Source organism: Streptomyces sp. NBC_00435, assembly GCF_036014235.1.
Taxonomy (GTDB): domain Bacteria; phylum Actinomycetota; class Actinomycetes; order Streptomycetales; family Streptomycetaceae; genus Streptomyces.
Genome location: NZ_CP107924.1, coordinates 2,211,599 through 2,237,193, shown reverse-complemented (window position 1 = coordinate 2,237,193; position 25,595 = coordinate 2,211,599). Strand labels below are relative to the sequence as shown.

28 protein-coding genes and 1 pseudogene are annotated in these 25,595 nt (G+C 73.1%); 21 read left to right on the top strand and 8 right to left on the bottom strand.

Features of this window, described 5'->3' with window-relative positions; translation table 11 throughout:
* Positions 1-33: 33 nt before the first annotated feature.
* On the top strand, positions 34-726 hold the full coding sequence (locus tag OG389_RS10260) for a hypothetical protein (RefSeq protein ID WP_328298160.1): 693 nt from the start codon (positions 34-36) through the stop codon (positions 724-726).
* A 39-nt stretch (positions 727-765) separates the two neighbouring features.
* On the opposite strand, the gene ybaK is transcribed toward OG389_RS10260, so the two are convergent.
* From ybaK to OG389_RS10245, 3 genes are read right to left on the bottom strand one after another with little or no spacing between them, the layout of a single operon-like run.
* Entirely contained in the window at positions 766-1,254 is a 489-nt protein-coding gene (gene ybaK, locus OG389_RS10255; RefSeq protein ID WP_328298159.1) for a Cys-tRNA(Pro) deacylase, read from the bottom strand.
* On the bottom strand, positions 1,254-1,991 hold the full coding sequence (locus tag OG389_RS10250; RefSeq protein WP_328298158.1) for an LON peptidase substrate-binding domain-containing protein: 738 nt from the start codon (positions 1,989-1,991) through the stop codon (positions 1,254-1,256). The genes ybaK and OG389_RS10250 overlap by 1 nt, the downstream gene beginning before the upstream one ends.
* Before the next feature lie 34 nt (positions 1,992-2,025).
* Complete coding sequence (locus OG389_RS10245) at positions 2,026-3,627, bottom strand: oxidoreductase (RefSeq protein ID WP_328298157.1); 1,602 nt, start codon at positions 3,625-3,627, stop codon at positions 2,026-2,028.
* Positions 3,628-3,773: 146 nt separating this feature from the next.
* On the opposite strand from OG389_RS10245, the gene hisD reads away from it, so the two are divergent.
* The 9 genes from hisD to OG389_RS10200 are packed head-to-tail and all read left to right on the top strand — an operon-like array spanning position 3,774 to position 10,822.
* Positions 3,774-5,096, top strand: a complete 1,323-nt coding sequence (gene hisD, locus OG389_RS10240) for a histidinol dehydrogenase (RefSeq protein WP_328298156.1) — start codon at positions 3,774-3,776, stop codon at positions 5,094-5,096.
* The gene (locus OG389_RS10235) at positions 5,093-6,262 is read left to right on the top strand and encodes a histidinol-phosphate transaminase (protein WP_328298155.1); all 1,170 of its coding nucleotides are present in this window, start codon (positions 5,093-5,095) and stop codon (positions 6,260-6,262) included. Before hisD ends, OG389_RS10235 begins: the two co-directional genes overlap by 4 nt.
* Positions 6,259-6,852 carry an imidazoleglycerol-phosphate dehydratase HisB gene (gene hisB, locus OG389_RS10230; RefSeq protein WP_328298154.1) on the top strand — a complete coding sequence of 198 codons (594 nt, stop codon included), beginning with the start codon at positions 6,259-6,261 and terminating at the stop codon, positions 6,850-6,852. Before OG389_RS10235 ends, hisB begins: the two co-directional genes overlap by 4 nt.
* 1 nt (position 6,853) lies before the next feature.
* Positions 6,854-7,021 (top strand): hypothetical protein, encoded by a 168-nt coding sequence (locus OG389_RS10225; protein ID WP_328298153.1) that lies wholly within the window; start codon positions 6,854-6,856, stop codon positions 7,019-7,021.
* Complete coding sequence (gene hisH / locus OG389_RS10220; RefSeq protein ID WP_328298152.1) at positions 7,018-7,668, top strand: imidazole glycerol phosphate synthase subunit HisH; 651 nt, start codon at positions 7,018-7,020, stop codon at positions 7,666-7,668. Before OG389_RS10225 ends, hisH begins: the two co-directional genes overlap by 4 nt.
* Positions 7,668-8,402 (top strand): bifunctional 1-(5-phosphoribosyl)-5-((5-phosphoribosylamino)methylideneamino)imidazole-4-carboxamide isomerase/phosphoribosylanthranilate isomerase PriA, encoded by a 735-nt coding sequence (gene priA / locus OG389_RS10215; RefSeq protein WP_328298151.1) that lies wholly within the window; start codon positions 7,668-7,670, stop codon positions 8,400-8,402. Before hisH ends, priA begins: the two co-directional genes overlap by 1 nt.
* Positions 8,399-8,791 carry a RidA family protein gene (locus OG389_RS10210; RefSeq protein ID WP_328298150.1) on the top strand — a complete coding sequence of 131 codons (393 nt, stop codon included), beginning with the start codon at positions 8,399-8,401 and terminating at the stop codon, positions 8,789-8,791. The genes priA and OG389_RS10210 overlap by 4 nt, the downstream gene beginning before the upstream one ends.
* Positions 8,788-9,543 carry an imidazole glycerol phosphate synthase subunit HisF gene (gene hisF / locus OG389_RS10205; RefSeq protein ID WP_328298149.1) on the top strand — a complete coding sequence of 252 codons (756 nt, stop codon included), beginning with the start codon at positions 8,788-8,790 and terminating at the stop codon, positions 9,541-9,543. The genes OG389_RS10210 and hisF overlap by 4 nt, the downstream gene beginning before the upstream one ends.
* 22 nt (positions 9,544-9,565) lie before the next feature.
* Positions 9,566-10,822 carry an MFS transporter gene (locus OG389_RS10200; protein WP_328298148.1) on the top strand — a complete coding sequence of 419 codons (1,257 nt, stop codon included), beginning with the start codon at positions 9,566-9,568 and terminating at the stop codon, positions 10,820-10,822.
* Between the two features lie 258 nt (positions 10,823-11,080).
* On the opposite strand, the gene OG389_RS10195 is transcribed toward OG389_RS10200, so the two are convergent.
* Positions 11,081-11,713: a TIGR03085 family metal-binding protein gene (locus tag OG389_RS10195; RefSeq protein ID WP_328298147.1), complete on the bottom strand. Its 633-nt coding sequence runs from the start codon at positions 11,711-11,713 to the stop codon at positions 11,081-11,083.
* 84 nt (positions 11,714-11,797) lie between these two features.
* On the opposite strand from OG389_RS10195, the gene hisI reads away from it, so the two are divergent.
* From hisI to lgt, 11 genes and pseudogenes are all read left to right on the top strand, one after another.
* The gene (gene hisI, locus OG389_RS10190) at positions 11,798-12,205 is read left to right on the top strand and encodes a phosphoribosyl-AMP cyclohydrolase (protein ID WP_328298146.1); all 408 of its coding nucleotides are present in this window, start codon (positions 11,798-11,800) and stop codon (positions 12,203-12,205) included.
* Between the two features lie 12 nt (positions 12,206-12,217).
* The gene (locus tag OG389_RS10185; protein WP_328298145.1) at positions 12,218-13,708 is read left to right on the top strand and encodes an anthranilate synthase component I; all 1,491 of its coding nucleotides are present in this window, start codon (positions 12,218-12,220) and stop codon (positions 13,706-13,708) included.
* Positions 13,709-13,722: 14 nt separating this feature from the next.
* Entirely contained in the window at positions 13,723-14,406 is a 684-nt protein-coding gene (locus tag OG389_RS10180; protein ID WP_328298144.1) for a TIGR02234 family membrane protein, read from the top strand.
* Positions 14,407-14,558: 152 nt separating this feature from the next.
* Positions 14,559-14,810, top strand: coding sequence for an HGxxPAAW family protein (locus tag OG389_RS10175; protein WP_328303651.1), 252 nt, complete (start codon positions 14,559-14,561; stop codon positions 14,808-14,810).
* A gap of 52 nt (positions 14,811-14,862) precedes the next feature.
* Positions 14,863-15,357 carry a DUF2752 domain-containing protein gene (locus OG389_RS10170; protein WP_443059241.1) on the top strand — a complete coding sequence of 165 codons (495 nt, stop codon included), beginning with the start codon at positions 14,863-14,865 and terminating at the stop codon, positions 15,355-15,357.
* Positions 15,358-15,519: 162 nt separating this feature from the next.
* Complete coding sequence (gene trpC, locus OG389_RS10165; RefSeq protein ID WP_328298142.1) at positions 15,520-16,329, top strand: indole-3-glycerol phosphate synthase TrpC; 810 nt, start codon at positions 15,520-15,522, stop codon at positions 16,327-16,329.
* A gap of 8 nt (positions 16,330-16,337) precedes the next feature.
* The gene (gene trpM, locus OG389_RS10160; RefSeq protein ID WP_328298141.1) at positions 16,338-16,547 is read left to right on the top strand and encodes a tryptophan biosynthesis modulator TrpM; all 210 of its coding nucleotides are present in this window, start codon (positions 16,338-16,340) and stop codon (positions 16,545-16,547) included.
* 190 nt (positions 16,548-16,737) lie between these two features.
* Positions 16,738-17,994, top strand: coding sequence for a tryptophan synthase subunit beta (gene trpB, locus OG389_RS10155; protein ID WP_328298140.1), 1,257 nt, complete (start codon positions 16,738-16,740; stop codon positions 17,992-17,994).
* The gene (gene trpA / locus OG389_RS10150; protein ID WP_328298139.1) at positions 17,991-18,803 is read left to right on the top strand and encodes a tryptophan synthase subunit alpha; all 813 of its coding nucleotides are present in this window, start codon (positions 17,991-17,993) and stop codon (positions 18,801-18,803) included. Before trpB ends, trpA begins: the two co-directional genes overlap by 4 nt.
* A 134-nt stretch (positions 18,804-18,937) precedes the next feature.
* Positions 18,938-19,723 (top strand): annotated as a pseudogene (locus OG389_RS10145) (DsbA family protein); the annotation flags it as partial.
* 324 nt (positions 19,724-20,047) lie between these two features.
* A complete protein-coding gene (lgt, locus tag OG389_RS10140) occupies positions 20,048-21,061 on the top strand; it encodes a prolipoprotein diacylglyceryl transferase (RefSeq protein ID WP_328298138.1) in 1,014 nt (337 codons plus the stop codon).
* A gap of 80 nt (positions 21,062-21,141) precedes the next feature.
* Here the strand turns inward: lgt and OG389_RS10135 are convergent, their stop codons facing one another.
* Genes OG389_RS10135 through OG389_RS10120 form a run of 4 tightly spaced genes read right to left on the bottom strand, consistent with a single transcriptional unit; the run spans position 21,142 to position 25,584 of the window.
* A complete protein-coding gene (locus OG389_RS10135) occupies positions 21,142-21,963 on the bottom strand; it encodes an HpcH/HpaI aldolase/citrate lyase family protein (protein ID WP_328298137.1) in 822 nt (273 codons plus the stop codon).
* The gene (locus OG389_RS10130) at positions 21,960-23,153 is read right to left on the bottom strand and encodes a CaiB/BaiF CoA transferase family protein (protein ID WP_328298136.1); all 1,194 of its coding nucleotides are present in this window, start codon (positions 23,151-23,153) and stop codon (positions 21,960-21,962) included. Before OG389_RS10130 ends, OG389_RS10135 begins: the two co-directional genes overlap by 4 nt.
* Positions 23,150-24,094 carry a ribokinase gene (rbsK, locus tag OG389_RS10125; protein ID WP_328298135.1) on the bottom strand — a complete coding sequence of 315 codons (945 nt, stop codon included), beginning with the start codon at positions 24,092-24,094 and terminating at the stop codon, positions 23,150-23,152. Before rbsK ends, OG389_RS10130 begins: the two co-directional genes overlap by 4 nt.
* Positions 24,091-25,584, bottom strand: a complete 1,494-nt coding sequence (locus OG389_RS10120) for an ADP-ribosylglycohydrolase family protein (protein ID WP_328298134.1) — start codon at positions 25,582-25,584, stop codon at positions 24,091-24,093. The genes rbsK and OG389_RS10120 overlap by 4 nt, the downstream gene beginning before the upstream one ends.
* Positions 25,585-25,595 lie beyond the last annotated feature (11 nt).

The following is a 25,595-nucleotide window of genomic DNA, read 5'->3' as shown; positions in this document are numbered from 1 at the left end:
TCCCTTCCGGCCGGGACCTGGCACGATGTGGGGGTGACCGAAGCCGTGACCCCTTATGACAAGTCCGACCAGCCGCCGTCGGCGCCGGTCCTCCCGACACCTCCGGCCGCCTCCGAGCCCGCCTTCTCCCCGTCCGACGTCCGCGACGGGGCCGCCATCACCCTCGTGGTGGGCGTGGCCGGGGTGCTGCTCGGGCTGCTGTGGGTGTGGCTCGCGCCGCGCGTGCAGTACTTCTCGAACGGCGAGGCCGTCTACCTGCGGGACACCGAGAGCGAGGCGCGCATCGGTGCGGACGGGACCTTCCTCCTGCTCTCGGTCGGGCTCGGAGTCCTGAGCGCGGTCGCGGTCTTCCTGTGGCGCCGCCGCGGGGGTGCCCCGCAGGTGATCGGGCTCGGGATCGGATCGACGTTCGCAGCCCTGGTCGGCTGGCAGCTGGGCCTGTGGCTGGGCCCGTCCTCGGACCTGGCGGCGGCCGCCCAGCGGGCGGGCAAGGGAGTCCCCTTCGACGCGCCGCTGGAGCTCATGGCGCACGGGGCGCTGCTCGCCTGGCCGATGGCCGCGATCGTCGTCCACCTGGCGCTGACGGCGCTGTGGGGGCCGCGTGAGCCGGCGCCGGCGATGCAGGTGTGGCCGTCGGCGTACTACCAGGCCCCTGCCGACTCCGCCGACCCGCCGTCCCCGGATTCGTCCCCGGACCCGTCCGGTACGGAGCCTCCACGGCCGTAGCGTGGCCAGGACTGGCCGGGCCCTGCGGGGCGGAGTCCCCTACGGGCGGGCGATCGGGGCCAGGGTGGCCGCCGTCAGGGCGGTGAGGGTCGACGCGGGCAGTTCGACCTCCAGGCCGCGGCGGCCCGCCGACACGCAGATCGTGGGGAAGTCCGACGCCGAGGCGTCCAGGACCGTGGGCAGCCGCTTGCGCTGGCCCAGCGGGGAGATGCCGCCCAGGACGTAGCCCGTGGTGCGTTCCGCCAGGGCCGGGTCGGCCATCGCGGCACGCTTGCCGCCCACCGCGGCGGCCAGCGCCTTCAGGTCGAGGCTGCCCGAGACCGGGACCACCGCCACCACCAGGGAGCCGTCCACATCGGCCAGCAGCGTCTTGAAGACCTGCGACGGCGCGACCCCGAGGGCCTGGGCCGCCTCCTCGCCGTAGGACGGGTGGGCCGGATCGTGGTCGTAGGCGTGGACGGTGAAATCGGCGCCCGCCGCCGTCAGGGCCACGATCGCCGGGGTGCCCGCCGGCTTCTTCTTCGCCATCAGTTCGGGCTCGTCGGCATGCGCGTCAGGTCCACGGCCGGCAGCGAGGGAAGGTGGCGGATGACGGCCGTCTCCGTGCGCAGCAGCTTCAGCTCCTCCGCGAGGCGGGTCGCCGTGTCCGGGGCCTGCAGCAGGCGCTGCTTCGCCGGGATGTCGAGCACCGCGGCCGCCGCGACCAGGTACGAGACCACCGAGGGCTCGTCGGGGAGGTCCACGCCGGTCAGGGACCGTTCGCGGGCCCCCGCCAGCCGCTTCTGATAGGTGCGGAACGCCCGCAGCACACCTTCCGCCAGCGCTCCCGCGCCGTCGCCGGCGTCCTCCGGCAGCTCCTCCAGCTCCGCCATCAGGAACGGGCCGGAGGCGTCGACCGACAGCAGCCGGACCCGGACCGTGCCGGTCGCCATCACCTCGAAGCTGCCGTCCTCCCGCTCACGGATCGAGGCCGCGTCCGCGATGCAGCCCACCCGGTGGAAGGCCTGGACCGGGTCCGCGCCGAAGCCGGCGGCCGGACCGCGCTCGGGCAGCGAGGTCTGGTCCGGCAGCCCGGGCGCGGTCGGGGCCACCTCCCGGCCGTCACGGATCGCGACGACCGCGAAACGGCGGGGCTCTTCCTCTCCCGCCTTCAGCAACTCGTGCATCATGGCGCGATAACGCTCCTCGAAGATGTTCAGCGGGAGGACGAGTCCCGGGAACAGCACCGAGTTCAGCGGGAAGAGTGGCAGGCGAACGGTGGTCACGAGGCACAGGGTAATGGCCACGGCCCACGACCCGTCACCCCCGCCTCAGCAGCCGGGACGCTCCCGCCGCCACCGTCGTGGCGAGGATCCAGCCCAGGACGACCAGCGCTGCCGCGCCCCACTGCCAGCCTCCCCGCAGCTTCCACTGGTCCTGCTGGCCGAGGTCGATCACCGGGAGCAGCAGGTCCAGGGCGAACAGTGCCGCGTCCCAGTCGGGGTGCTCGTCCGCCTTGATCGCGGGTGGCTCCCCGTGCAGCCTGAACAGCACGGCCCCCGCCGCCCACAGGACGGTCATCCACAGGGCCGCCCGCCCCGGCCGGTACCCGTAGACCACCGTCCAGTCCTGCAGGTACCCCCACGCGCGCAGCGCCGGCGGCAGCGTCGCCCGCCGGCGCCGTTGCTTGGCCAGCAGCACCTCGCGCGCGTCCGCGTCCTCCCCCGAGGCGCGCAGTACGGCGGCCAGCCGCTCGTACGGCTCCGGGGAGTACTCGGAGGTGGCCGCCTCGACCCACTCCAGCCGCCGGGCCGCCGGGAAATGCCCCCGGGGCGCGAGGTTCTCGTAGCCGAACCCCTCGATCGCGACCCGGCCCGGGCCGGGCCAGCTCGTGGAGGTGTCGACGAGCTTGACCACCCTGGCCCCCGACAGCACCACCCGCCCCCGCTCCGGCCGCTCGCCGACGAACCGCAGCTCCGGGGTGTGGATCCGGCGCAGCGAGACCTCCTGGTCCTCCGTGAGGGTGAACCGGGCCCCGTAGAAGTCCACGGCGTCGCCGAAGCGGCCGTCGTCCAGCCGCAGGCCGCCCCGGCACTCGAAGGGCTGCGCGCGCTGGCCCCGTACGGGCGTGTACCCGAGCCCGTACGGGGGAGTCGAGGAATCGGAGTCGCCCGGGGTGTGGCCCAGCGCGATCGAGGTCAGGTACAGGGTCCGCTCGACGGTGAGCTGCGGGGCGTTCAGCGCCCGCCTCCCGTTCGGATTGCGCAGGCTGGCCCCGCGCAGGTTCATCGACACGCCGACCTTGGCGCCGCGCAGGCTCAGCTCCCCGTACGTCTGCAGCAGCTCGCCCTGGAAGTCCTGCGCCACCGACATCCCGTCGGCGGCTATCGCCCGCCCCTTGCTGTCGCGCTGCACCACCGCCTCGCTGATCAGCAGATCCGTGCCGATCTGCGCGTCGGTCAGCCGGATCCCGCGCGCCACCCGGCAGCGCGGCAGGTGCAGGTCGCCCTCGGTGTGCAGCCTGGCTGCGTCCAGCCGGGGTATCGCGCAGTTGACCAGGCGCAGCGTGCCGAAGCGGGTCTCGGAGAGCTGGATCTCGCCGTCGAAGCGGCAGGACTGGAGCTCCACGTACGGGACGACCGTGCCCCCGGAGAGGTCCAGGCGGCCGGTGATCCGCACACCGCGCAGTTTCAGCGAGGCCACCCGGCCCGGCACCGGCCCCGGCCCGTGGAGCAGCAGCAGCGCCACCACCCGCGCCCGGACACTGCGCTCGGGGCCCCAGACCCGGTCGGCGTGCGGATCGTCCCGGTCGGCGGTGCGGGCGCTGAGGTCGCAGACGCTGCCCGTCCGGTACGCGTTCCACATGAGGTGTTCGGGGCCGGTGAGATCGGCCGGTTCCTCGCCCGCGCGTGCTTCGGCCATGGCGGCCCCCCTCCGCTGGCACGATGGACGTCACCGCGCGTACGCGAACGCTAGAGGGCCCGTGTGACATCCGGGAACGTCCGTGGCGTGTATCAGCCAGTGATACGGAGGAACGGTGCCGGGAGACGGTCTGAGAGAATTGCCAGGTGATCTCTCGTATCGACCTGCGCGGTGACACCCTCCCCGAGGGTGGCGCCCTGCGCGATCTGCTGCCCCGTGCCGAGTTCGACGTGGAAGCCGCCCTGGAGAAGGTGCGGCCCATCTGCGAGGACGTCCACCATCGTGGGACGGCGGCGCTGATCGAGTACGCGCAGAAGTTCGACGGAGTGAAGCTCGAGCAGGTCAGGGTGCCCGTCGAGGCCCTGCGGACCGCCCTCGACCAGCTCGACCCGGCCGTCCGCGCCGCCCTCGAGGAGTCGATCCGGCGCGCCCGGATCGTGCACCGGAGCCAGCGCCGCACCGAGCACACCACCCAGGTGGTCCCCGGCGGCACCGTGACCGAGAAGTGGGTTCCGGTGGAGCGCGTGGGGCTGTACGCCCCGGGCGGCCGCTCGGTGTACCCCTCCTCCGTCGTCATGAACGTGGTTCCGGCCCAGGAGGCGGGCGTCGAGTCGATCGCGCTCGCGTCCCCGCCGCAGGTGGACTTCGACGGACTGCCGCACCCGACGATCCTCGCCGCATGCGCGCTGCTCGGCGTCGACGAGGTGTACGCCGCCGGCGGCGCCCAGGCCGTCGCGATGTTCGCGTACGGCACCGAGGAGTGCGCCCCGGCCAACATGGTGACCGGCCCCGGCAACATCTGGGTCGCCGCCGCCAAGCGCTACTTCACCGGAAAGATCGGCATCGACACCGAGGCCGGCCCCACCGAGATCGCCGTCCTGGCGGACTCCACGGCCGACCCGGTCCACGTCGCCGCCGACCTGATCAGCCAGGCCGAGCACGACCCGCTGGCCGCCGCCGTCCTGGTGACGGACTCCGCGGAGCTCGCGGCCGCCGTCGAGAAGGAGCTGGAGCCGCAGGTCGCGGCCTCCAAGCACGTCGAGGACCGGATCAAGCCCGCCCTGGCCGGCCGCCAGTCCGCGATCGTGCTGGTCGACAGCCTCGAGGACGGCCTCAAGGTCGTCGACGCGTACGGCGCCGAGCACCTGGAGATCCAGACAGCCGACGCCGCCGCCTGGGCGGCCCGCGTGCGCAACGCCGGCGCGATCTTCGTCGGCCCGTGGTCCCCGGTCTCGCTCGGCGACTACTGCGCCGGCTCCAACCACGTGCTGCCCACCGGCGGCTGCGCCTGCCACTCCTCCGGACTGTCCGTGCAGTCCTTCCTGCGCGGCATCCACATCGTCGACTACACGCGGGACGCCCTCGCCGAGGTCACCCACCACGTGGTGACGCTGGCCGAGGCCGAGGACCTGCCCGCGCACGGCGCGGCTCTCAAGGCACGTTTCGGGTGGAAGGTTCCGCAGGCATGACCGGCACGGCGGACACGACGGGCGCGACGGGCGCGACGGGTACGCGGGACGCACCGGGCAGCATCGGCATCGACGACCTCCCGATCCGCGACGAACTGCGCGGCAAGACCCCCTACGGCGCCCCGCAGCTGGACGTACCCGTCCAGCTCAACACCAACGAGAACCCGTACGGGCTCCCCGAGGAGCTCGTCGCGCGCATCGCGGAGCGCGTCGCCGAGGCCGCCCGCACCCTCAACCGGTACCCCGACCGGGACGCGGTCGAACTGCGCACCGAGCTCGCCGCCTACCTCACCCGTACCGGCAAGCACCCGGTCGCGCGGGAGAACGTCTGGGCCGCCAACGGCTCCAACGAGGTGCTCCAGCAGCTCCTGCAGACCTTCGGCGGACCCGGGCGCACCGCGATCGGCTTCGAGCCCTCGTACTCGATGCACGCGCTGATCGCGCGCGGCACCGGGACGGACTGGATCTCCGGTCCGCGCCAGGACGACTTCACCATCGACGTGGAGAGCGCCGAGCGGGCCATTGCCGAGCACGCCCCCGACGTCGTCTTCATCACCTCGCCGAACAACCCCACGGGCACCGCGGTCGGGGCGGAGACGGTCCTCGCGCTGTACGAGGCCGCGCAGGCGGCCAAGCCCTCCCTGGTCGTCGTGGACGAGGCCTACGTGGAGTTCAGCCACCGCGACTCCCTCCTCCCGCTGATCGAGGGCCGCCCGAACCTGGTGGTCTCCCGGACCATGTCCAAGGCCTTCGGCGCGGCCGGACTGCGCCTGGGCTACCTGGCCGCGCACCCGGCCGTGGTCGACGCGGTCCAGCTGGTACGCCTGCCGTACCACCTGTCGGCCGTCACCCAGGCGACCGCACTGGCCGCCCTGGAGTACACCGACACCCTGCTCGGCTACGTCGAGCAGCTCAAGGACGAGCGGGACCGCCTGGTCACCGAGCTGCGGGGGATCGGCTTCGAGGTCACCGAATCCGACTCGAACTTCGTACAGTTCGGCCGGTTCGAGGACTCCCACACCGCCTGGCAGAAGATCCTCGACCAGGGCGTCCTGGTCCGGGACAACGGCGTACCGGGATGGCTGCGGGTCACCGCGGGCACCCCGGCCGAGAACGACGCGTTCCTGGAAGCGGTTCGCGCACTGAAGAAGGAGCAGCACGCATGAGCCGCATCGGACGGGTCGAACGGACCACGAAGGAGACCTCGGTCCTCGTCGAGATAGACCTCGACGGCACGGGCAAGGTCGACGTCTCGACAGGCGTGGGCTTCTACGACCACATGCTCGACCAGCTCGGCCGCCACGGCCTCTTCGACCTCACGGTCAAGACCGAGGGCGACCTGCACATCGACAGCCACCACACCATCGAGGACAGCGCGCTCGCGCTCGGCGCCGCCTTCAAGCAGGCCCTCGGTGACAAGGTGGGCATCTACCGCTTCGGCAACTGCACCGTGCCGCTCGACGAGTCCCTCGCCCAGGTGACCGTCGACCTGTCCGGCCGCCCGTACCTCGTGCACACCGAGCCCGAGAACATGGCGCCGATGATCGGCTCGTACGACACGACGATGACCCGGCACATCTTCGAGTCCTTCGTCGCGCAGGCCCAGATCGCCCTGCACATCCACGTGCCGTACGGCCGCAACGCCCACCACATCGTGGAGTGCCAGTTCAAGGCGCTGGCCCGGGCCCTGCGCTACGCCGCCGAGTTCGACCCGCGCGCCGCCGGGATCCTGCCCTCCACGAAGGGCGCCCTCTAGCGTGAACGGGCTCAACACGATCCTGATCGTCCTCGGCCTCTTCCTGGCCGGCGGCGTCTACTCCTTCCAGAAGCAGAAGATGCCCAAGTCGGTCGTCCTCCTGCTCGCCATCTGCTCCGTGATGTGTCTCGTCGCGGGAGTCCTGCGGATCCAAGGAATCTGGGAATGAGCGCAGTCAGCCCCACCAAGAAGGTCGTGGTCTTCGACTACGGCTTCGGCAACGTCCGCTCCGCCGAGCGCGCGCTCGCGCGCGTCGGCGCGGACGTGGAGATCACCCGCGACTACGACCGGGCCATGGACGCCGACGGGCTCCTCGTCCCCGGGGTCGGTGCCTTCTCGGCCTGCATGAAGGGCCTCAAGGACGCCCGTGGTGACTGGATCATCGGGCGGCGGCTCTCCGGCGGCCGCCCGGTCATGGGCATCTGCGTCGGCATGCAGATCCTCTTCGAGCGCGGCATCGAGCACGGCGTGGAGACCGAGGGGCTCGACGAGTGGCCCGGCACGGTCGGCCCGCTCAAGGCACCGATCGTCCCCCACATGGGCTGGAACACCGTCGAGGCGCCGGCCGACACCCAGGCCTTCGCCGGACTGGACGAGGACGCCCGCTTCTACTTCGTGCACTCCTACGCGGCCCACGACTGGTCCCTGGAAGTCACCAACCCGCTGATCCGCGCCCCCAGGGTCACCTGGGCCACGCACGGCGAGCGGTTCGTCGCGGCGGTGGAGAACGGAGCCCTGTGGGCCACCCAGTTCCACCCCGAGAAGTCCGGGGACGCCGGCGCCCAGCTCCTCACCAACTGGATCGAGACCCTCTGATGACGACCTCGAAGAAGCTCGAGCTGCTTCCCGCGGTGGACGTGCGGGACGGCCAGGCCGTCCGTCTCGTCCACGGCGTCTCCGGCAGCGAGACCTCCTACGGTTCCCCGCTCGAGGCCGCCCTGGCCTGGCAGGCCTCCGGCGCCGAATGGCTGCACCTGGTGGACCTGGACGCGGCCTTCGGCACCGGGGACAACCGCGCGCTCGTCGCGGAGATCACCGGCGCCATGGACATCAAGGTCGAACTGTCCGGCGGCATCCGCGACGACGCCTCGCTCGCCGCGGCCCTCGCCACCGGCTGCACCCGCGTCAACCTCGGCACCGCGGCCCTGGAGACCCCCGAGTGGGCCGCCAAAGCCATCGCCGCACACGGCGACAGGATCGCCGTCGGCCTCGACGTGCGCGGCACCACCCTCAAGGGCCGCGGCTGGACCAGCGAGGGCGGGGACCTCTACGAGACCCTCGCGCGCCTGGACTCCGAGGGCTGCGCCCGGTACGTCGTCACCGACATCGGCAAGGACGGCACCCTCACCGGCCCCAACCTGGAACTGCTGAAGAACGTCTGCGCGGCCACCGACCGGCCCGTCGTCGCCTCCGGCGGCATCTCCTCCCTCGACGACCTGCGCGCGCTGGCCGCCCTGGTCGGGGACGGCGTCGAGGGCGCGATCGTAGGCAAGGCCCTGTACGCCAAGGCGTTCACGCTCGAAGAAGCCCTGAAGGTGGTCTCCGCATGAGTTCCGACATCCGACGCATCTCTTCCGGCGGCGCCTACGAGGACGTACTCGGCTACTCCCGCGCCGTCCAGCTCCCCAACGGGCTGGTACTGGTCTCCGGCTGCACCGGGGCCGACGCGGGCGGTCCGTACGACCAGACGGTCAAGGCCTTCGGCGTGGCCTTCAAGGCCCTGGAGCAGGCCGGGCTCGGCCCCGAGCACGTGGTCCGCACCCGGCTCTACCTCACCCACGCCCGCGACGTGGAAGAGGTCGGCCGCGCCCACAGCGAGCTCTTCGACAAGATCCGCCCCGCCTCGACGCTGATCATCGTCAACGGCTTCGTGGACCCGAGCATGGTCGTCGAGGTGGAGGTCGAGGCCTTCGGCCCCGTCGCCGGAGGCTCCGCATGACGCTCTCCGTACGGGTGATCCCCTGCCTGGACGTGGACAACGGCCGAGTGGTCAAGGGAGTCAACTTCCAGAACCTGCGCGACGCCGGAGACCCGGTCGAGATGGCCAAGCTCTACGACGCCGAGGGCGCCGACGAGCTGACCTTCCTCGACATCACCGCGTCCTCCGGCAACCGGGAGACCACCTACGACGTGGTGCGCCGCACCGCCGAGCAGGTCTTCATCCCGCTGACCGTGGGCGGCGGCGTACGCACCGCCGACGACGTGGACAAGCTGCTGCGGGCCGGCGCCGACAAGGTCGGCGTGAACACCGCCGCCATCGCGCGGCCCGAGCTCATCCAGGAGATCGCCGAGCGCTTCGGCCGGCAGGTGCTCGTGCTGTCCGTGGACGCGCGCCGGACGGCATCGGGTTCCTTCGAGGTGACCACCCACGGCGGCCGGCGCAGCGCCGGCATCGACGCCGTGGAGTGGGCCCATCGGGCCGCCGAACTGGGCGCCGGGGAAATCCTGTTGAACTCGATGGACGCGGACGGTACCAAGGACGGCTACGACACCGAGATGATCGCGGCCGTGCGCAAGCACGTCACGGTCCCGGTGATCGCCTCGGGCGGCGCGGGCGAGCTCGCGCACTTCCCGCCGGCGATCGCGGCGGGCGCCGACGCGGTGCTCGCGGCGTCCGTGTTCCACTTCGGCGACCTGCGCATCGGACAGGTCAAGGAAGCACTCCGCGAGGCGGGCCACCCGGTCCGCTGAGGATCGCCCCGGGGGGCCTGCGTTGAACGGGAACGTGTGGCGGGACGCCAATGTCCTGCGGTGGCTGGCCGCCTACGGGGCTTCGCTGGTCGGGGACGGGATCTACTTCCTCGCCCTCGGCTGGACGGCCGCCCAGACGGCCGGCCCGGCCGAGGTCGGCCTGGTCATGGCCGTCGGCGCGGTGCCGCGGGCGCTGCTCATGCTGGGTGGCGGGGTGGTCGCCGACCGCTTCGGCCCGCGGCTGGTCGTCGTCTCCTCGGACGCCGTGCGCTGTGCGGTGATCCTGGCCCTGGCACTGGTGGTCGCGCTCACCGCGCCGGGCCTGTGGGTGCTGGTGCTCGTCGCGCTCGTCTTCGGGGTCGTGGACGCGCTGTTCATGCCGGCCGTCGGCGCGCTGCCGCCGCGGATCGCGGGTCCCGGGCAGCTGGTCCGCGTCCAGGGGCTGCGCAGCCTCGCCGAGCGCGTCGGCCACACCGCCGGGCCGCCGGTGGCGGGGCTGGCGATGGGTCTGGGCGGTCCCGCGGCGGCCTTCGGGACGGCCTCGGCGCTGTTCGGGCTCTCGCTGGTGCTGCTGCTGGCGGTACGGATCACCCCGCTGGCGGCGCTGGGGGGAGCGGGGGCGGTGGCCGGAGCTGCCGGGCCCGCCGAGTCCCCGGGGTCCGCCGAGACGCCTTGGCAGCAGCTGCGCTCGGGGATCGGGTACATCCGGCGGCACGGCCTGATAGGCCCCCTGGTCCTGTCGGGGGCGCTCAGCCAGCTGGGCACCTCGGCGCCGCTGACGCTGGGGCTGATCCTGCTCGCGGGTGACCGCGGCTGGGGCCCGGGCGGGGTCGGCTGGATCGTCGGCGGCATGGGTGCGGGCGCGGCGGCGAGCGCGCTGCTGCTGACCCTGATCCCGAGGTTCCCCCGGGCCGGGGCGGTCCAGAACCTCACCCTGATCGTCGGCTCCGCGGGAATCGGCGGTCTGGTACTGGCCCCGAGCCTGGCGGTGGCGGTGGCACTGGCCGTGCTCACGGGGCTGGTCTGCGGGATCTGCGGAGGCCTGGCGGTGGCCCTGATCCAGACGTCCACGGACCCCTCGTACCTGGGCCGGGTCAGCTCGGTGATGGCCTTCACGGCGGTGGGGCTGGCGCCGCTGGCGTACCCCGTCTTCGGCTTCGCGGCGGACCTCTGGGGCGTGACCCCGGTCTTCCTGGCGGGCGCCGGGGTGAGCATGGCGGGGGCGGTCGTCGGCACGTCCGCCCCCGCCGTCCGCCGGGCGGAGCTGGCCTTCGCCTGAGCCCGGCGCCTTTCGACGTGTTCCTCGCGCCGCTCAGCGCTGGCGCGCCTCCCGGGGTTCGGGCCGCTGCGCCGGACCCCGGCCGGCGGGGCGGTGGGCGGGTGCGGGTGTCCGGCCCTACGAGGCGGAGGTCCCGCCCGGCCCCGGTCCTCGAACGCCGGACGGGCTGGATCGGCCGGTCACCGGCGGTCAGGTGCGGGCTGACGCCGGCCGCATCAAGCCCCACCGGCGGATCGAGGCGCCGCCTACCCGGGTGGGTCAAATGCCCAACCGGGCCACCGTGAGCTTCGCGACGGCCTCCTTCGGGCCGTCCAGTTCCACCGCGGCGGCGTCCTGGCGGCCGAAGCAGAACAACGTCAGCTCGCCCGGTTCCCCCGTCACCGTCACCACCGGCGCGCCCTTGTGGGCCACCGCCGTCTGGCCGTTCGGGCGGCGCAGGACCAGGCCCACCGGGGAGCGGCGGCCCGTCAGGCGGGCCAGCTTCTCCAGCCGGGACCACAAGGAGTCGGAGAACACCGGGTCCAGGGCCCGCGGGGACCAGTCCGGCTGGGCGCGCCGGACGTCCTCGGCGTGGACGTAGAACTCCACCGCGTTCGCCGCCTCGTCGATCTGTTTGAGGGAGTACACCGACATCTTCGGCGGACCCGTACGGATCAACTGGATGAGCTCCTCGTACGGCTTGGCCCCGTACTCCTCCATCGCCTTGTCCAGGCGGGCCTTCAGGACGTTCAGCAGCAGCCCGCCCGCCGCGTCCGGGCGGCGCTCCCGTACCACCACGTGGGCGGCGAGTTCCCGCGTCCGCCAGCCTTCGCACAGCGTCGGCGCCTCCGGTCCGGCTGACTCCAACAGATCGGCCAGCAGCAGTCGTTCACGCTTCGCATGGGTAGACATGCGGGCCAGCCTACGGCTGGAACCCGTCCCGCGCCTGCCCATCAGGCGGACAGGGATCCTTGATCGTCCCCCCGGCGCGGCACAATGGCTCCCATGAGTACGTCCTCCCTCGATCCCGCCATCGCCGCGCGCCTCAAGCGCTCCGCGGACGGTCTGGTCCCGGCCATCGCCCAGCAGCACGACACCGGTGAGGTGCTCATGCTCGGCTGGATGGACGACGAGGCCCTGCACCGCACCCTGACCACCGGCCGCTGCACGTACTGGTCGCGCAGCCGCCAGGAGTACTGGGTGAAGGGGGACACTTCAGGCCACTTCCAGCACGTGAAGTCCGTCGCGCTCGACTGCGACGCCGACACCCTGCTCGTCCGGGTGGACCAGGTCGGAGCGGCCTGCCACACCGGTGCCCGTACGTGTTTCGATGCCGACGTCCTGCCCCTGGCCGGCGCTTCCGGCCCCACCGCCGAAGCCGAACAGGCCAAGCCGAACAGCTAAGGGTGCCACTCAATGGATCTTGAGACGTTCCGCAAGCTCGCGGCCGACCGCCGCGTCATCCCCGTGAGCCGCAGGCTGCTGGCGGACGGGGACACGCCCGTCGGGCTCTACCGCAAGCTGGCCGCCGAGCGTCCGGGGACGTTTCTCCTGGAGTCCGCCGAGAACGGCCGCTCCTGGTCGCGCTACTCCTTCGTGGGCGTCCGCAGCGCCTCCACCCTGACCGTCCGCGACGGCCAGGCCCACTGGATCGGCACCCCGCCCGTGGGCGTCCCGACCTCGGGCGACCCCCTGGAGGCCCTGCGCCAGACCGTGGAGGCCCTGCACACCCCGCGGGACCTGGCCTCCGGCATGCCGCCCTTCACCGGTGGCATGGTCGGCTACCTCGGCTACGACATCGTGCGGCGGCTGGAGCGCATCGGCGAGCACACCGAGGACGACCTCCAGCTGCCCGAGCTGACGATGCTGCTCACCTCCGACCTGGCGGTCCTGGACCACTGGGACGGCACCGTCCTGCTGATCGCCAACGCGATCAACCACAACGACCTCGACGCGGGCGTGGACGAGGCGTACGCGGACGCCGTCACCCGCCTCGACGCGATGGAGGCCGACCTCGCGCGGCCCGCCCCGTACGCGCCCATGCCGCTGCCCGCCTCGGAGCTGCCGGAGTACTCGGCGCTGTGGGGCGGCGAGAAGTACCAGGACGCCGTCGAGGACGTGAAGGAGCGGATCCGGGCCGGCGAGGCCTTCCAGGTGGTTCCCTCGCAGCGGTTCGAGACCCCTTGCCAGGCCTCCGCGCTGGACGTCTACCGCGTGCTGCGGGCCACCAACCCGTCTCCGTACATGTACCTCTTCCGCTTCGAGAACGGCTTCGACGTGGTCGGGTCCAGCCCCGAGGCGCTGGTCAAGGTCGAGGACGGCCGGGCCATGGTCCACCCCATCGCCGGCACCCGGCACCGGGGCGCGACCCCGCAGCAGGACAACGAGCTCGCCGAGGAGCTGCTCGCCGACCCCAAGGAACGCGCCGAGCACCTCATGCTCGTCGACCTGGGCCGCAACGACCTGGGCCGGGTCTGCGAGCCGGGCTCCGTGGAGGTCGTCGACTTCATGAGCATCGAGCGGTACTCGCACGTCATGCACATCGTCTCGACCGTGACGGGCCGCGTCGCCCAGGGCAGGACCGCCTTCGACGTGCTCACCGCCTGCTTCCCGGCCGGCACCCTGTCCGGTGCGCCCAAGCCGCGCGCCATGCAGATCATCGAGGAGCTGGAGCCCACCCGCCGGGGGCTCTACGGTGGCTGCGTCGGCTACCTGGACTTCGCCGGGGACTCCGACACGGCCATCGCCATCCGCACCGCACTGCTGCGCGACGGCAAGGCGTACGTGCAGGCGGGCGCCGGGGTCGTCGCCGACTCGGTGCCCGAGCTGGAGGACGCCGAGTGCCGAAACAAGGCCGCCGCCGTGCTGCGGGCGGTGGGAGCGGCGAACCGCCTCCACGGCGCGTGAGGCGGTAGGGGATAGTGGGGTGCGTGAGTGCCGTACCCCCGCCCCGAGACACCGATGACGCCGCCGCCGACCCCGAGGCCGCCGCCGACCCCGAGTCCGGCGACGGCCGCGGCGGCGGCCGCCGCAGCGTGGCCGTCGCCCTGCTGCTCGGCACGCTCGGCGCCACCGTCGTCCTGCTCGCCTCCGGCCGTGTCTGGGCCCGCGGCGTCGCCGCCATCGGCGGCGGCTCGCTGCCGCTGACCGCCGACGGGCGGGAGGTCACCGGCCTGCCCGCGGCCCTGGCCATCGTGGGCCTCGCCGCCCTGGTCGCCGTCTTCGCCGTACGGGGCAGGAGCCGGCTGCTGGTGTCGGCGCTGCTCGCGCTGAGCGGACTGGGCGCGGGAGCGGCCGCGCTGGCCAACGCCGACGGCCGCCACGCCCTGGACGCGGCGGCCGCCCGTACGACGGCGGACACCGCCGCGCACGTGGCCGGCCTCACCCATACGGCGTGGCCCTACGTGACCGCCGCCGGCGGGGCGCTGATCCTGCTGGCCGGACTGCTCGCGCTGCGGTTCGGGAGCGCCTGGCCCGCGATGGGCGGCCGCTACGAGCGCGACGGCAGCCCGCGTCCCCGAAAGACGCCCGTCGTGGACCCGGACCGGCCCGAGGATCTGTGGAAGGCTCTGGACCGGGGCGAGGACCCGACGGGCCAGGCCTAGGGCCGGCGCGCCGGGCCCGGGACCCCGGAAACGGCCCCCGGGGCCGACCCCGTGAATTCCTCCGCCACCTGGTGCGGGACAATGGCCACCGAGCGTTTCGACACAGCACGTGCGACGTGCGACAGAGCAACCAGACCAACGAGGAGCAACTCATGGCGGGCACTAGCCACGGACACACCCCGGCCGCCTGGACCGGTGTCATCATCGCCTTCATCGGTTTCTGCGTCTCCGGCGCCTTCACGGTGCTGGCGAACGTCTGGGGCTTCTACGCCGGCCTCGCCGTCGTGGTGCTCGGCGGTGTCGTGGGCATGGCGATGAAGGCCGCGGGCATGGGCGCGCCGAAGGCGGCGCACAACGACCTCGCCGAGGTCATCGCCGCGAACCGGCTCGCCGCCAAGGTCTGAGCGCGTACGCGGTCCCCGAAAGGCGCGGCCCCGTCGGGCTGCGCCTTTTGTCATGAGCGGAGAGAATCAGCGAGTGGACTCTCACACATCCGGCCTCGTGCCCGAGGCGGTACGGCATGCCGGCCCGCCGCCGCCCGCGGCGCCCGTTTCCCGGGCGAAGCGGCTGGCGACCCCGGCGCTCACGCTGGCCGCGGCCGCCGCGGCCCTCGCGTACGTGGGCACCGTCGACCCGAACGAACCGGGTCACTATCCGGTCTGCCCGCTGTTCAGGCTGACCGGGGTCCTGTGCCCGGGCTGCGGCGGGCTGCGCAGCGCCCACGCGTTCGCCCACGGCGATCTCGTGACAGCTACCGGGGCAAATGCCCTGGCGGTCGCCGGCTACTTCTTCTTCGCGGGATTCATGGTGCTGTGGCTGGTTCGCGCCTACCGCGGCGTACCGGCCCCCAGGCTCGTCGTACGCCCGCTCTACTGGTGGGGGATCGGCGCCGTGGCCCTGGGCTTCTCACTTGTCCGGAACCTGCCCGTGGGCTCGTTCCTGGCACCCTGAGGTATAGCTGAAGTAAAGATTCCGTATGTCCATTTAATGGGACGCGGTCAACCGCGTGCGGAGGGCAAGGCGTCCTGCGGATACCATTTGAACTGCTGACCTTGCAGTTGAACGTGTCTGCAAGGCGGCCGACCGTCATCGACCCGGAAGGGGGCCGCTCGCGTGAGTGTGCTCGACGAGATCATCGAAGGGGTCCGCGAAGACCTTGCCGAACGGCAGGCGCGCGTCAGCCTCGACGAGCTCAAGGAGCGTGCCGCCAAGGCGCCCCAGGCCAAGGACGGCGTCGCTGCCCTGCGCGGCGACAGCGTCAAGGTGATCTGCGAGGTCAAGCGCTCCAGCCCGTCAAAGGGCGCGCTGGCCGCCATCGCCGATCCGGCCGCGCTCGCCGCCGACTACGAGGCGGGCGGTGCGGCGGTCATTTCCGTCCTCACCGAACAGCGCCGTTTCGGCGGTTCGCTGGCCGACCTGGAGGCCGTCCGCGCCCGCGTGGACATCCCGATCCTGCGCAAGGACTTCATCGTCACGGCGTACCAGCTGTGGGAGGCCCGCGCCTACGGCGCCGACCTCGTGCTGCTGATCGTCGCGGCCCTGGAGCAGGAGGCCCTCGTCTCCCTCATCGAGCGGGCCGAGTCCATCGGTCTCACCCCGCTCGTCGAGGTGCACGACGAGGAGGAAGTGGAGCGCGCGGTCGCCGCCGGCGCCAAGATCATCGGCGTCAACGCCCGCAACCTCAAGGACCTCAAGGTCGACCGCTCCACCTTCGAGCGCGTCGTCGGAGAGATCCCGGCCCACATCGTCAAGGTTGCCGAGTCCGGCATCCGCGGGCCGCACGACCTCATCGCCTACGCGAACGAGGGCGCCGACGCCGTCCTCGTCGGGGAGTCCCTGGTGACCGGCCGCGACCCGAAGGCGGCCGTGGCCGACCTCGTCGCCGCCGGCGCCCACCCCGCCCTGCGCCACGGGCGGAGCTGACCCGTCCCATGGCCCGAAACCGCCCCTCCGTCCGCACCCGACCGGGCTCCGGCCTGGCCGGTGTGCCGACGGCGCACGCGCCCCTGGCGCGCGGCTGCCGCCCCCGCGGCTGCCGCGCCCCGGCCCGGCGCGTACGCGGGCGGCGGGTCCGGTACGTGATCGGTTCCGAGCCCGGTCAGGTCAACGGCATGCGATGGCGGCCCCCAGCCGCGTCGTGAGAGGCCGCCTCGGACGGTGTACGCCGTACACCGGGTCCGCGGCTGCCTCCTTGTGGTCCGCCCCGAGCCGCCGGCTCCGGGCCGGGCCACCTCGTACCGCACGTCCATGCCCCAGCGGGGTGTGCGCGTCCGGGGCGGGCGGCGCAATACGGTGAAGACATCCGCGTCGCTTCCGTAGGAGTACCTGGGCATGTCCAGCGCCAGCAGTTTCTTCATTCCGGACCCCGAGGGTCACATCCCCAACGCCGAGGGCTATTTCGGTGACTTCGGCGGCAAGTTCATCCCGGAGGCGCTCGTCGCCGCCGTGGACGAGGTCGCCGTCGAGTACGAGAAGGCCAAGGGCGACCCGGCCTTCGCGGCCGAGCTCAACGACCTCATGGTCAACTACACCGGCCGCCCCAGCTCCCTCACCGAGGTGCCCCGGTTCGCCGAGCACGCCGGCGGCGCGCGGATCTTCCTCAAGCGCGAGGACCTGAACCACACCGGCTCGCACAAGATCAACAACGTGCTGGGGCAGGCGCTGCTCACCAAGCGCATGGGCAAGACCCGTGTCATCGCCGAGACCGGCGCCGGCCAGCACGGCGTGGCCACCGCCACCGCCTGCGCGCTCTTCGGCCTCGAGTGCACCATCTACATGGGCGAGATCGACACCCAGCGCCAGGCTCTCAACGTGGCCCGCATGCGCATCCTGGGCGCCGAGGTCATCGCGGTGAAGTCCGGCTCGCGCACCCTCAAGGACGCCATCAACGAGGCGTTCCGCGACTGGGTCGCCAACGTGGACCGCACCCACTACCTGTTCGGTACGGTCGCCGGCCCCCACCCCTTCCCCGCCATGGTCCGCGACTTCCACCGGGTCATCGGCGTCGAGGCCCGCCGCCAGATCCTGGAGCGCGCCGGCCGGCTGCCCGACGCCGTCGCCGCCTGCGTCGGCGGCGGCTCCAACGCCATCGGCCTCTTCCACGCCTTCATCCCGGACGCCGGCGTCCGCCTGGTCGGCTTCGAGCCCGCCGGGCACGGCGTGGAGACGGGCGAGCACGCGGCCACGCTGACCGCGGGCGAGCCCGGCATCCTGCACGGCTCCCGCTCCTACGTCCTGCAGGACGAGGAGGGCCAGATCACCGAGCCGTACTCCATCTCGGCCGGTCTGGACTACCCGGGCATCGGCCCGGAACACTCGTACCTCAAGGACGCGGGCCGCGCCGAGTACCGCGCGGTCACCGACGACCAGGCGATGCAGGCGCTGCGGCTCCTCTCGCGCACCGAGGGCATCATCCCGGCGATCGAGTCGGCGCACGCCCTCGCGGGCGCCCTGGACCTCGGCAAGGAGCTGGGCAAGGACGGGCTGCTCGTCGTCAACCTGTCCGGCCGCGGTGACAAGGACATGGACACCGCCGCGCGCTACTTCGACCTGTACGACAGCAACGCCTCCGAGGGGGAGACCAAGTGAGCGGCAACATCGAACTCCTCTCGGCCACCCTCGCGAAGGCGAAGTCCGAGGATCGCGCGGCCCTCGTGGCCTACCTCCCGGCCGGCTTCCCGACCGTGGACGGGGCCATCGAGGCCGTCAAGGCCGTCATCGCCGGTGGTGCGGACGTCGTCGAGATCGGCCTCCCGCACAGCGACCCGGTCCTGGACGGCGCGATCATCCAGACCGCCGACGACATCGCCCTGCGCGGCGGCGTCAAGATCGCTGACACGCTGCGGACCGTCCGCGAGGCGCACGAGGCGACCGGCGCCCCGATCCTGGTCATGACCTACTGGAACCCCATCGACCGCTACGGCGTCGAGCGGTTCACCACCGAGCTCGCCGCGGCCGGCGGCGCGGGCTGCATCCTGCCCGACCTGCCGGTCCAGGAGTCCGCGCTGTGGCGCGAGCACGCGGAGAAGCAGGGGCTGGCGACCGTCTTCGTCGTGGCTCCCAGCAGCAAGGACGCGCGCCTCGCCACCATCACTGCGGCGGGTTCCGGCTTCGTCTACGCCGCTTCGCTCATGGGCGTCACCGGCACCCGCGAGTCGGTCGGCGACCAGGCCGCCGATCTGGTGCGCCGTACCCGCGCCACCAGCGACCTGCCGGTCTGCGTCGGGCTCGGCGTCTCCAACGCCGCGCAGGCCAAGGAGGTCGCGGGCTTCGCCGACGGGGTGATCGTCGGCTCGGCCTTCGTGAAGCTGCTGCTGGACGCGCCGGACCTGTCGGCCGGGCTGGCCGCCGTACGGGCGCTGGCGGGCGAGCTGTCCGAAGGCGTGCGCAGGAGCTGACGCGGGCGTTCCGTCGCGCCGTGTTCGATCGGCGACGCGGACCCCTGAGCGGGTTCTGTAGCCCGATCGGGTGGAACTAGGGGCAGGGAGGCACGAGAGTGCCTCCCTGCTTCGTTTGGCCGAACGTGAGCGACATGAACGACGGTGCGAACCGCGATGCGACGAAACGATCGGCCCGCGAGCGACTCCAGGCGGAGCGCGAGCGGCAGAAGGCCAAGGACAAGCGCCGGCGGACCCTCGTCGTGTCGGCGGCGGTGGTCGGCGTACTCGGCCTGGCGGCCGTCGTCGGCCTGATCGCGGCGAACACCGGCAAGGGCGGATCCTCCGCCAAGGGCGGCCCGCTGGTCGCCCCCTCCGGGGCCACGGGCAAGGACGCGCTGGCGATCCAGACCGGCAAGGCCGAGGCCCCTTCCACACTGACCGTGTGGGAGGACTTCCGCTGCCCGGCCTGCAAGGCCTTCGAGACCAACTACCGCGACACCGTCCACGAGCTGGAGGCCAAGGGTCTCCTCAAGGTCGAGTACCACCTGGTCACCCTGATCGACGGGAACATGGGCGGCAGCGGCTCCCTCAAGGGCGCCAACGCGGCGGCCTGCGCGCAGGACGCCGGGAAGTTCCCCTCGTACCACGACGTGCTCTTCCAGAACCAGCCCGAGGAGACCAGCGACGCCTACGGCAACAACGCCAAGCTGCTGGAGCTGGCCGGCAAGGTCGACGGGCTGGACACCCCGCAGTTCCGCACGTGCGTCGAGAGCGGCACGCACGACAGCTGGGTGAAGAAGTCGCAGGACGCCTTCCGCACCGGCAAGTTCCGCGGGACCCCGACGGTGCTGCTCGACGGCAAGGACATCTTCGGGGACCAGGCCAACCCGCTGACCCCGCAGAAGCTGAAGGAGAAGGTGGAGGCGGCCGGCAAGGGCGGCCCCGGTGGCGCCAAGGCGTCCGGTTCTCCCTCCGGCTCACCGTCGGCTTCCGCCTCCGCGTCGGCTTCCGCTTCCGCGTCGGCTTCCGCTTCCGCGTCGGCTCCGGCGGGTTCGAAGTCCTCCTCCGGCCGGTCGGCCTCGCCCTCGGCGCCGTCCGCGCGCTCGGCGGCGAAGGCGACGGCGGGCTCCTCGGGGTCCGCCGACGCTTCCCCGGACCATGCCGGGATGCCCATGGACCACTGATCGCAGTCTCGATTCGGCGGCAGCTTGCCGGACGGGTTGTTGTCACCACCGTCCGGCAAGGTAGCGTCGGGTCTTGCCATGAACCTTGCCTTCATTCCCAGTCCGTCGACGGGCGTGCTCCATCTCGGACCGATCCCGCTGCGCGGCTACGCGTTCTGCATCATCATCGGCGTCTTCGTCGCCGTCTGGCTCGGCAACAAGCGGTGGGTCGCCCGCGGCGGAAAGCCGGGCACGGTCGCGGACATCGCCGTGTGGGCGGTCCCGTTCGGCCTGGTCGGCGGGCGCCTCTACCACGTGATCACCGACTACCAGCTGTACTTCGTCGATGGCCGCGACTGGGTCGACGCCTTCAAGATCTGGGAGGGCGGCCTCGGTATCTGGGGTGCGATCGCGCTGGGCGCGGTCGGTGCCTGGATCGGCTGCCGTCGCCGCGGCATCCCGCTGCCGGCCTGGGCGGACGCCCTGGCCCCCGGGATCGCGCTGGCCCAGGCCTGCGGACGCTGGGGCAACTGGTTCAACCAGGAGCTGTACGGCCGGGCCACCGATCTGCCGTGGGCGGTGGAGATCACCGACGGCCCGAACCGGGTCGCCGGGACCTACCACCCCACCTTCCTCTACGAGTCGCTCTGGTGCGTCGGCGTCGCCGTCCTGGTGATCTGGGCCGACCGCCGCTTCAAGCTCGGACACGGGCGGGCGTTCGCGCTGTACGTCGCCGCGTACTGCGTGGGGCGCGGCTGGATCGAGTACATGCGGGTCGACGAGGCCCACCACGTCCTGGGCCTGCGGCTCAACGTGTGGACCTCGATCGTCGTCTTCGTGCTCGCCGTGACGTACCTGGTGCTGTCCGCGAAGCTGCGGCCGGGCCGCGAGGAGATCGTCGAGCCGGACCGCGAAGCCGCCGCTGACGCCGCGGCCGGCGCCAAGGACGGGGACATCCCGGCCGGGGACGGCGAAGCCGAGGCCGGCGCGGTGGCAGAGACCGGTGCCGGGCCGAAGGACGCCACGGCGGATGCCGACGGCGGCGAAGCCGACGGCAAGGCCGAAGCCGAAGACACGGCCGGGGCCGAGGCCCCCGGGGCCAAGAAGCTCTGACCGGGGTTCCGGTCGAAACGGGAGGGGCGTCGCGCATCAGCGCGGCGCCCCTCCCGTTCGCGGTCCGTCCCCCGGGCCGCTCAGGAGAGGACCGGCGTGTTCCGGCGGGACAGGGCGACCACCCGTTCCGCGCCGGCCAGCATCGCCGGGTCGACGAAGCGGCCGTCGGGGAGGGCCACCGCGCCGGGGGTGCGGCGGGCCGCGGCCACGACCTCCTCGGCGGCGAAGACCTCCTCCGGACCGGGCAGGTAGGCCCGCTCGATCACCGGGAGCTGGCGCGGGTGGATGGCCGCACGCCCCAGGAAGCCCAGCGAGCGGCCCCGGGCACAGGAGATGGCGAGCGCCTCCAGGTCCCGGATGTCGGGGAAGACCGACTGGGCCGGCGGCGCGAGCCCGGCGGCGCGGGCCGCGACCACCACCCGGGAGCGCGGCCAGTCCAGGCCCGCCTCCGCCGTCACGCCGAGGTCGGCCCGCAGGTCGGCCTCGCCCAGGGACAGCCCGCACAGGGCGGGGTGCGCACGGGCGATCTCGTAGGCCCGTTCCACGCCGATCGCCGATTCCAGCAGGGCGTACAGCGCCACCCCGCCCGTGCGGTCGGCGGCGGCGACGATCTGCTCGGGCGCGGAGATCTTGGGCAGGCGAACTCCGGCGAGGCCGTGCAGCCCGCCCAGGGCGGTGAGGTCCGCGCCGCCCCAGGGGGAGTCCAGGGCGTTGACGCGGACGTGGACCGGCACCGGGTGGCGGGCGGCGAGCAGTTCGGCGGTGGCGGCGCGGGCGTACTCCTTGCGGGAGGCCGACACCGCGTCCTCCAGATCGACGATGACCGCGTCGGCGCCGGCGTGCAGGGCCTTGGCGACCACCTCCGGGCGGTCGCCGGGTACGTAGAGCCAGGTCAGGATCACAGGGCTCCCTCCGTGCGGAGAGCGGTGATCTCGGCTTCGGACAGGCCGAGTTCGGTGAGGACGGCATCGGTGTCCGCGCCGTGGGGGCGGCCCGCCCAGCGGATGGAGCCGGGGGTCCGCGAGAGCCGGAAGAGGACGTTCTGCATGCGGATCGGGCCCAGTTCCGGGTCCTCGACCTCGGTGACCGTGTCCAGGGCCGCGTACTGCGGATCGGCCATCACGTCCCGTACGTCGTAGACCAGCGCGACCGCGGCCTCGGCGTCCTCGAACGCCGCCGTCACCTCGTCCGCCTTGTGGCGGGCGATCCAGCCGCCGACCGCCTCGTCGAGGACGTCCGCGTGACCGGCTCGTCCCGAGCCCGTCGCGAACCACGGCTCGGAGATCAGCTCGGGCCGCCCCACGAGCCGCATCACGCGCTCGGCGATGGACTGGGCGGAGGTGGACACCGCCAGCCAGCGGCCGTCCGCGCTGCGGTAGGTGTTGCGGGGGGCGTTGTTGGTGGACCGGTTGCCGGTGCGTGGCTGGACGTAGCCGAGCTGGTCGTACCAGAGCGGGTGCGGCCCGAGGACGGTGAGGATCGGCTCGATGATCGCCAGGTCCACCACCTGCCCCTGCCCGGTGCGGTCGCGGCCGGCGAGCGCCGTCATCACGGCGTAGGCGGTGGTCAGCGCGGCGATCGAGTCCGCGAGCCCGAACGGCGGCAGCGTCGGCGGCCCCTCCGGCTCCCCGGTGATCGCCGCGAAGCCGCTCATGGCCTCCGCGAGGGTGCCGAAGCCCGGCCGGTGGGCGTACGGGCCCTCCTGGCCGAAGGCCGTCACCCGGGTCAGGACCAACCGCGGGTTCACGGCGGACAGTTCGGGCCATCCCAGGCCCCAGCGCTCCAGGGTTCCGGGGCGGAAGTTCTCGATGACCACATCGGCGGTGGCGGCCAGCCGCAGCAGGGTGTCCCGGCCGCCGGGGGTGGACAGATCGAGGGTCATCGTCCGCTTGTTGCGGCCGAGCAGCTTCCACCAGAGCCCGATGCCGTCCTTGGCGGGGCCGTGGCCGCGGGAGGGATCGGGGCGGTTCGGGTGCTCGACCTTGACGACCTCGGCACCGAAGTCGCCGAGGAGGGTGGCGGCGAGGGGACCGGCGAAGAGGGTGGCGAGGTCGAGGACGCGGAGCCCTTGCAGGGGGGCGGGGCCCTTCACGCCCGGGCCTCTCGCTGCGCGGGGTCGGCGGGGGCGGAGGGGTCGGCGGGGTCCTTGAAGGCGGCGTCGGTCTCCGCGCGGGTCGGCATCGAGTCCTGCGCGCCGCGCCGCTGGACGGACAGCGCGGCGGCGGCCGAGGCCCAGCGCAGGGCTTCGGGTACCGGCCGGCCCTCGCCCAGCGCCACGGCGAGCGCGCCGACGAAGGTGTCCCCGGCGGCGGTGGTGTCCACGGCCCGGGCGCGGGGCGCGGCCACGAGCAGCGGCTCGCGGCCACGAGCCGCGTACAGGGCCCCGGCCGCGCCGAGGGTGACGACCACCTCCGGCACGTCCTGGAGCAGGGCCGCGGCCGCCTGGCGGACGTCGGTGAGCCCGGTGAGGGCCGCGGCCTCAAGCTCGTTGGGGACCAGCAGGTCGGTGGTGGCGAGGAGTTCGGCCGGCAGCGGTCCCGCGGGCGCCGGGGTGAGGACCGTACGAACACCGTGGGCGCGGGCGGCGCGGGCGCCGGCGAGCACGGCCTCCAGCGGGAGTTCGAGCTGGAGCAGCAGGCAGTCCGCGGCGGCGATGCGGGACTCGTCGCCCGGCTCCAGGCCGGTGACCCGGGCGTTGGCGCCGGGGATGACGATGATGCTGTTGCCGCCCTCGTCGTCCACGGTGATGTGCGCGGTGCCGCTGGCGCCCTCGACGGTGCGCAGGGCCGCCGTCTCGACCCCGGCGGCGGCGAGCGCGGAGCGAAGCCGTACGCCGAACTCGTCGGCGCCGACCGCCCCGATCATCACCACCTCCGCGCCCGCGCGGGCGGCGGCCACGGCCTGATTGGCGCCCTTGCCGCCGGGGACGGTGCGGAAGGCGCGGCCGGTGACGGTCTCACCGAGCCGGGGGGCCTTGGGGACGTAGGCGACGAGGTCCATGTTGGTACTGCCGAGCACGGCGATGGCCGTCATGAGCGTGCTGCCTCCTGTGCGGTGAGCTGGGCGAGGGCGTCGAAGCCGATGCCGTCGAAGCCGGGGACGGTGGTGGAGAGGCGGTTCTTCAGTGGTGCGGTCCAGCGGTGCGGGATCCGGTCCGGGGATCCGGCGATCAGCCCGGCGAGGGCGCCGGCGGTGGCGCCGTTGGAGTCGGTGTCCCAGCCGCCGGACACGGCGCGGCACACGGAGTGGGTGAAATCGCCGTCGGCGTGGGTGAGGGCGGCGGCGATCAGGGCGGTGTTGGGGACGGCGTGGACCCAGTGGTAGTGGCCGTAGCGGGCGTGGAGGCGGTCGACGACGGTATCGAAGTCGGGCCTCGCGGTGGTGGTGGCGGTGGCCGTGCCGGTGCCCGTACCCGTGTTCCGTCCCGCCCGGATGCCGAAGCGGACGGCCTCGGCGAGGCGCGAACGGGGCGGTACGACGGCCAGCCCGGCCCGGAGCGCGGTGTGCACGTCGGCCCGGCCGGTGGCCGCGGCGGCGGTTGCGGCGGCCACGAACAGGGCGGCGTAGAGGCCGTTGCCGGTGTGGGTGAGGGAGGCGTCGCGGTACGCCTGGGCCGCGGCTGCGGCCGGGTCGCCCGGATTGGTCCAGCCGTGGACGTCGGCGCGGATGAGGGCGCCGATCCATTCACGGAACGGGTTGTGGTGGGTGGCGGTGGCCGGGGGCTCCAGGCCCTGGAGGAGGTTGCGGTAGGCGACGCGCTCGGCGGTGAAGGTCCGGCCGGCCGGGAGCTCGTCGAGCCAGAGCCGGCCGACGTCGGCGGTGGTGAAGCACTTGCCGTGGCGCTGGAGGAGGAGCAGGCCGAGGAGGGGGTAGTTGAGGTCGTCGTCCTCGGGGGCGCCGTCGATGTTCTCGGCGAGGGAGGTGGGGGCGGAGCGGCGGTTCCAGGGGTGGGCGGCGAGTACCTCCGGTGGTACGCCGCGTTCGGTGAACCAGTCGTCGAGCGGCCAGTTCCCGGCGGCCCGGGCCAGGGCCCGGATCCCGTGCAGCGGCAGCTTCTCCACGGGCTTGCCGAGCACGCACCCGACGGCCCGCCCGATCCAGGCGGCCTCGAGCCTGCGGCGCAGCGGGGTGTCGTCGTCCGGAGTGGCGCGGGGGGTGCGGGTTCCGGTGCCGGTGCTCGCGCGGGCGGGCCGTGGGGTGGTGCGGGGTCCCGTGACGGCTCCGGGTCCGGCTTCGGCCCCGGGTACCGCTTCGGGCCAGGTGGCCTCGACGCCGGGCCAGAGGGTCGGTTCGGCGGTGGGTGCGGGGTGGGGGAGGGCCGCCAGGGCCGTCAGGAGGCCGGTCGCCAGGGCGCGGAGTCCCGGCGGGGCCGGGGCGGGGGAGGCGCCCGCTCTGGTGGGCGCGGGGTGGCCGCCCGCCGCGAGCCAGACGCGCAGCAGCGGCTCCGCCGCCTCCGCGCGGCCGTCCTCGGCGGCCTGGCGGAACTCGTGGCCGACCAGGTCCTCGGGCTGAACCCAGGTCAACCGGACCGGGG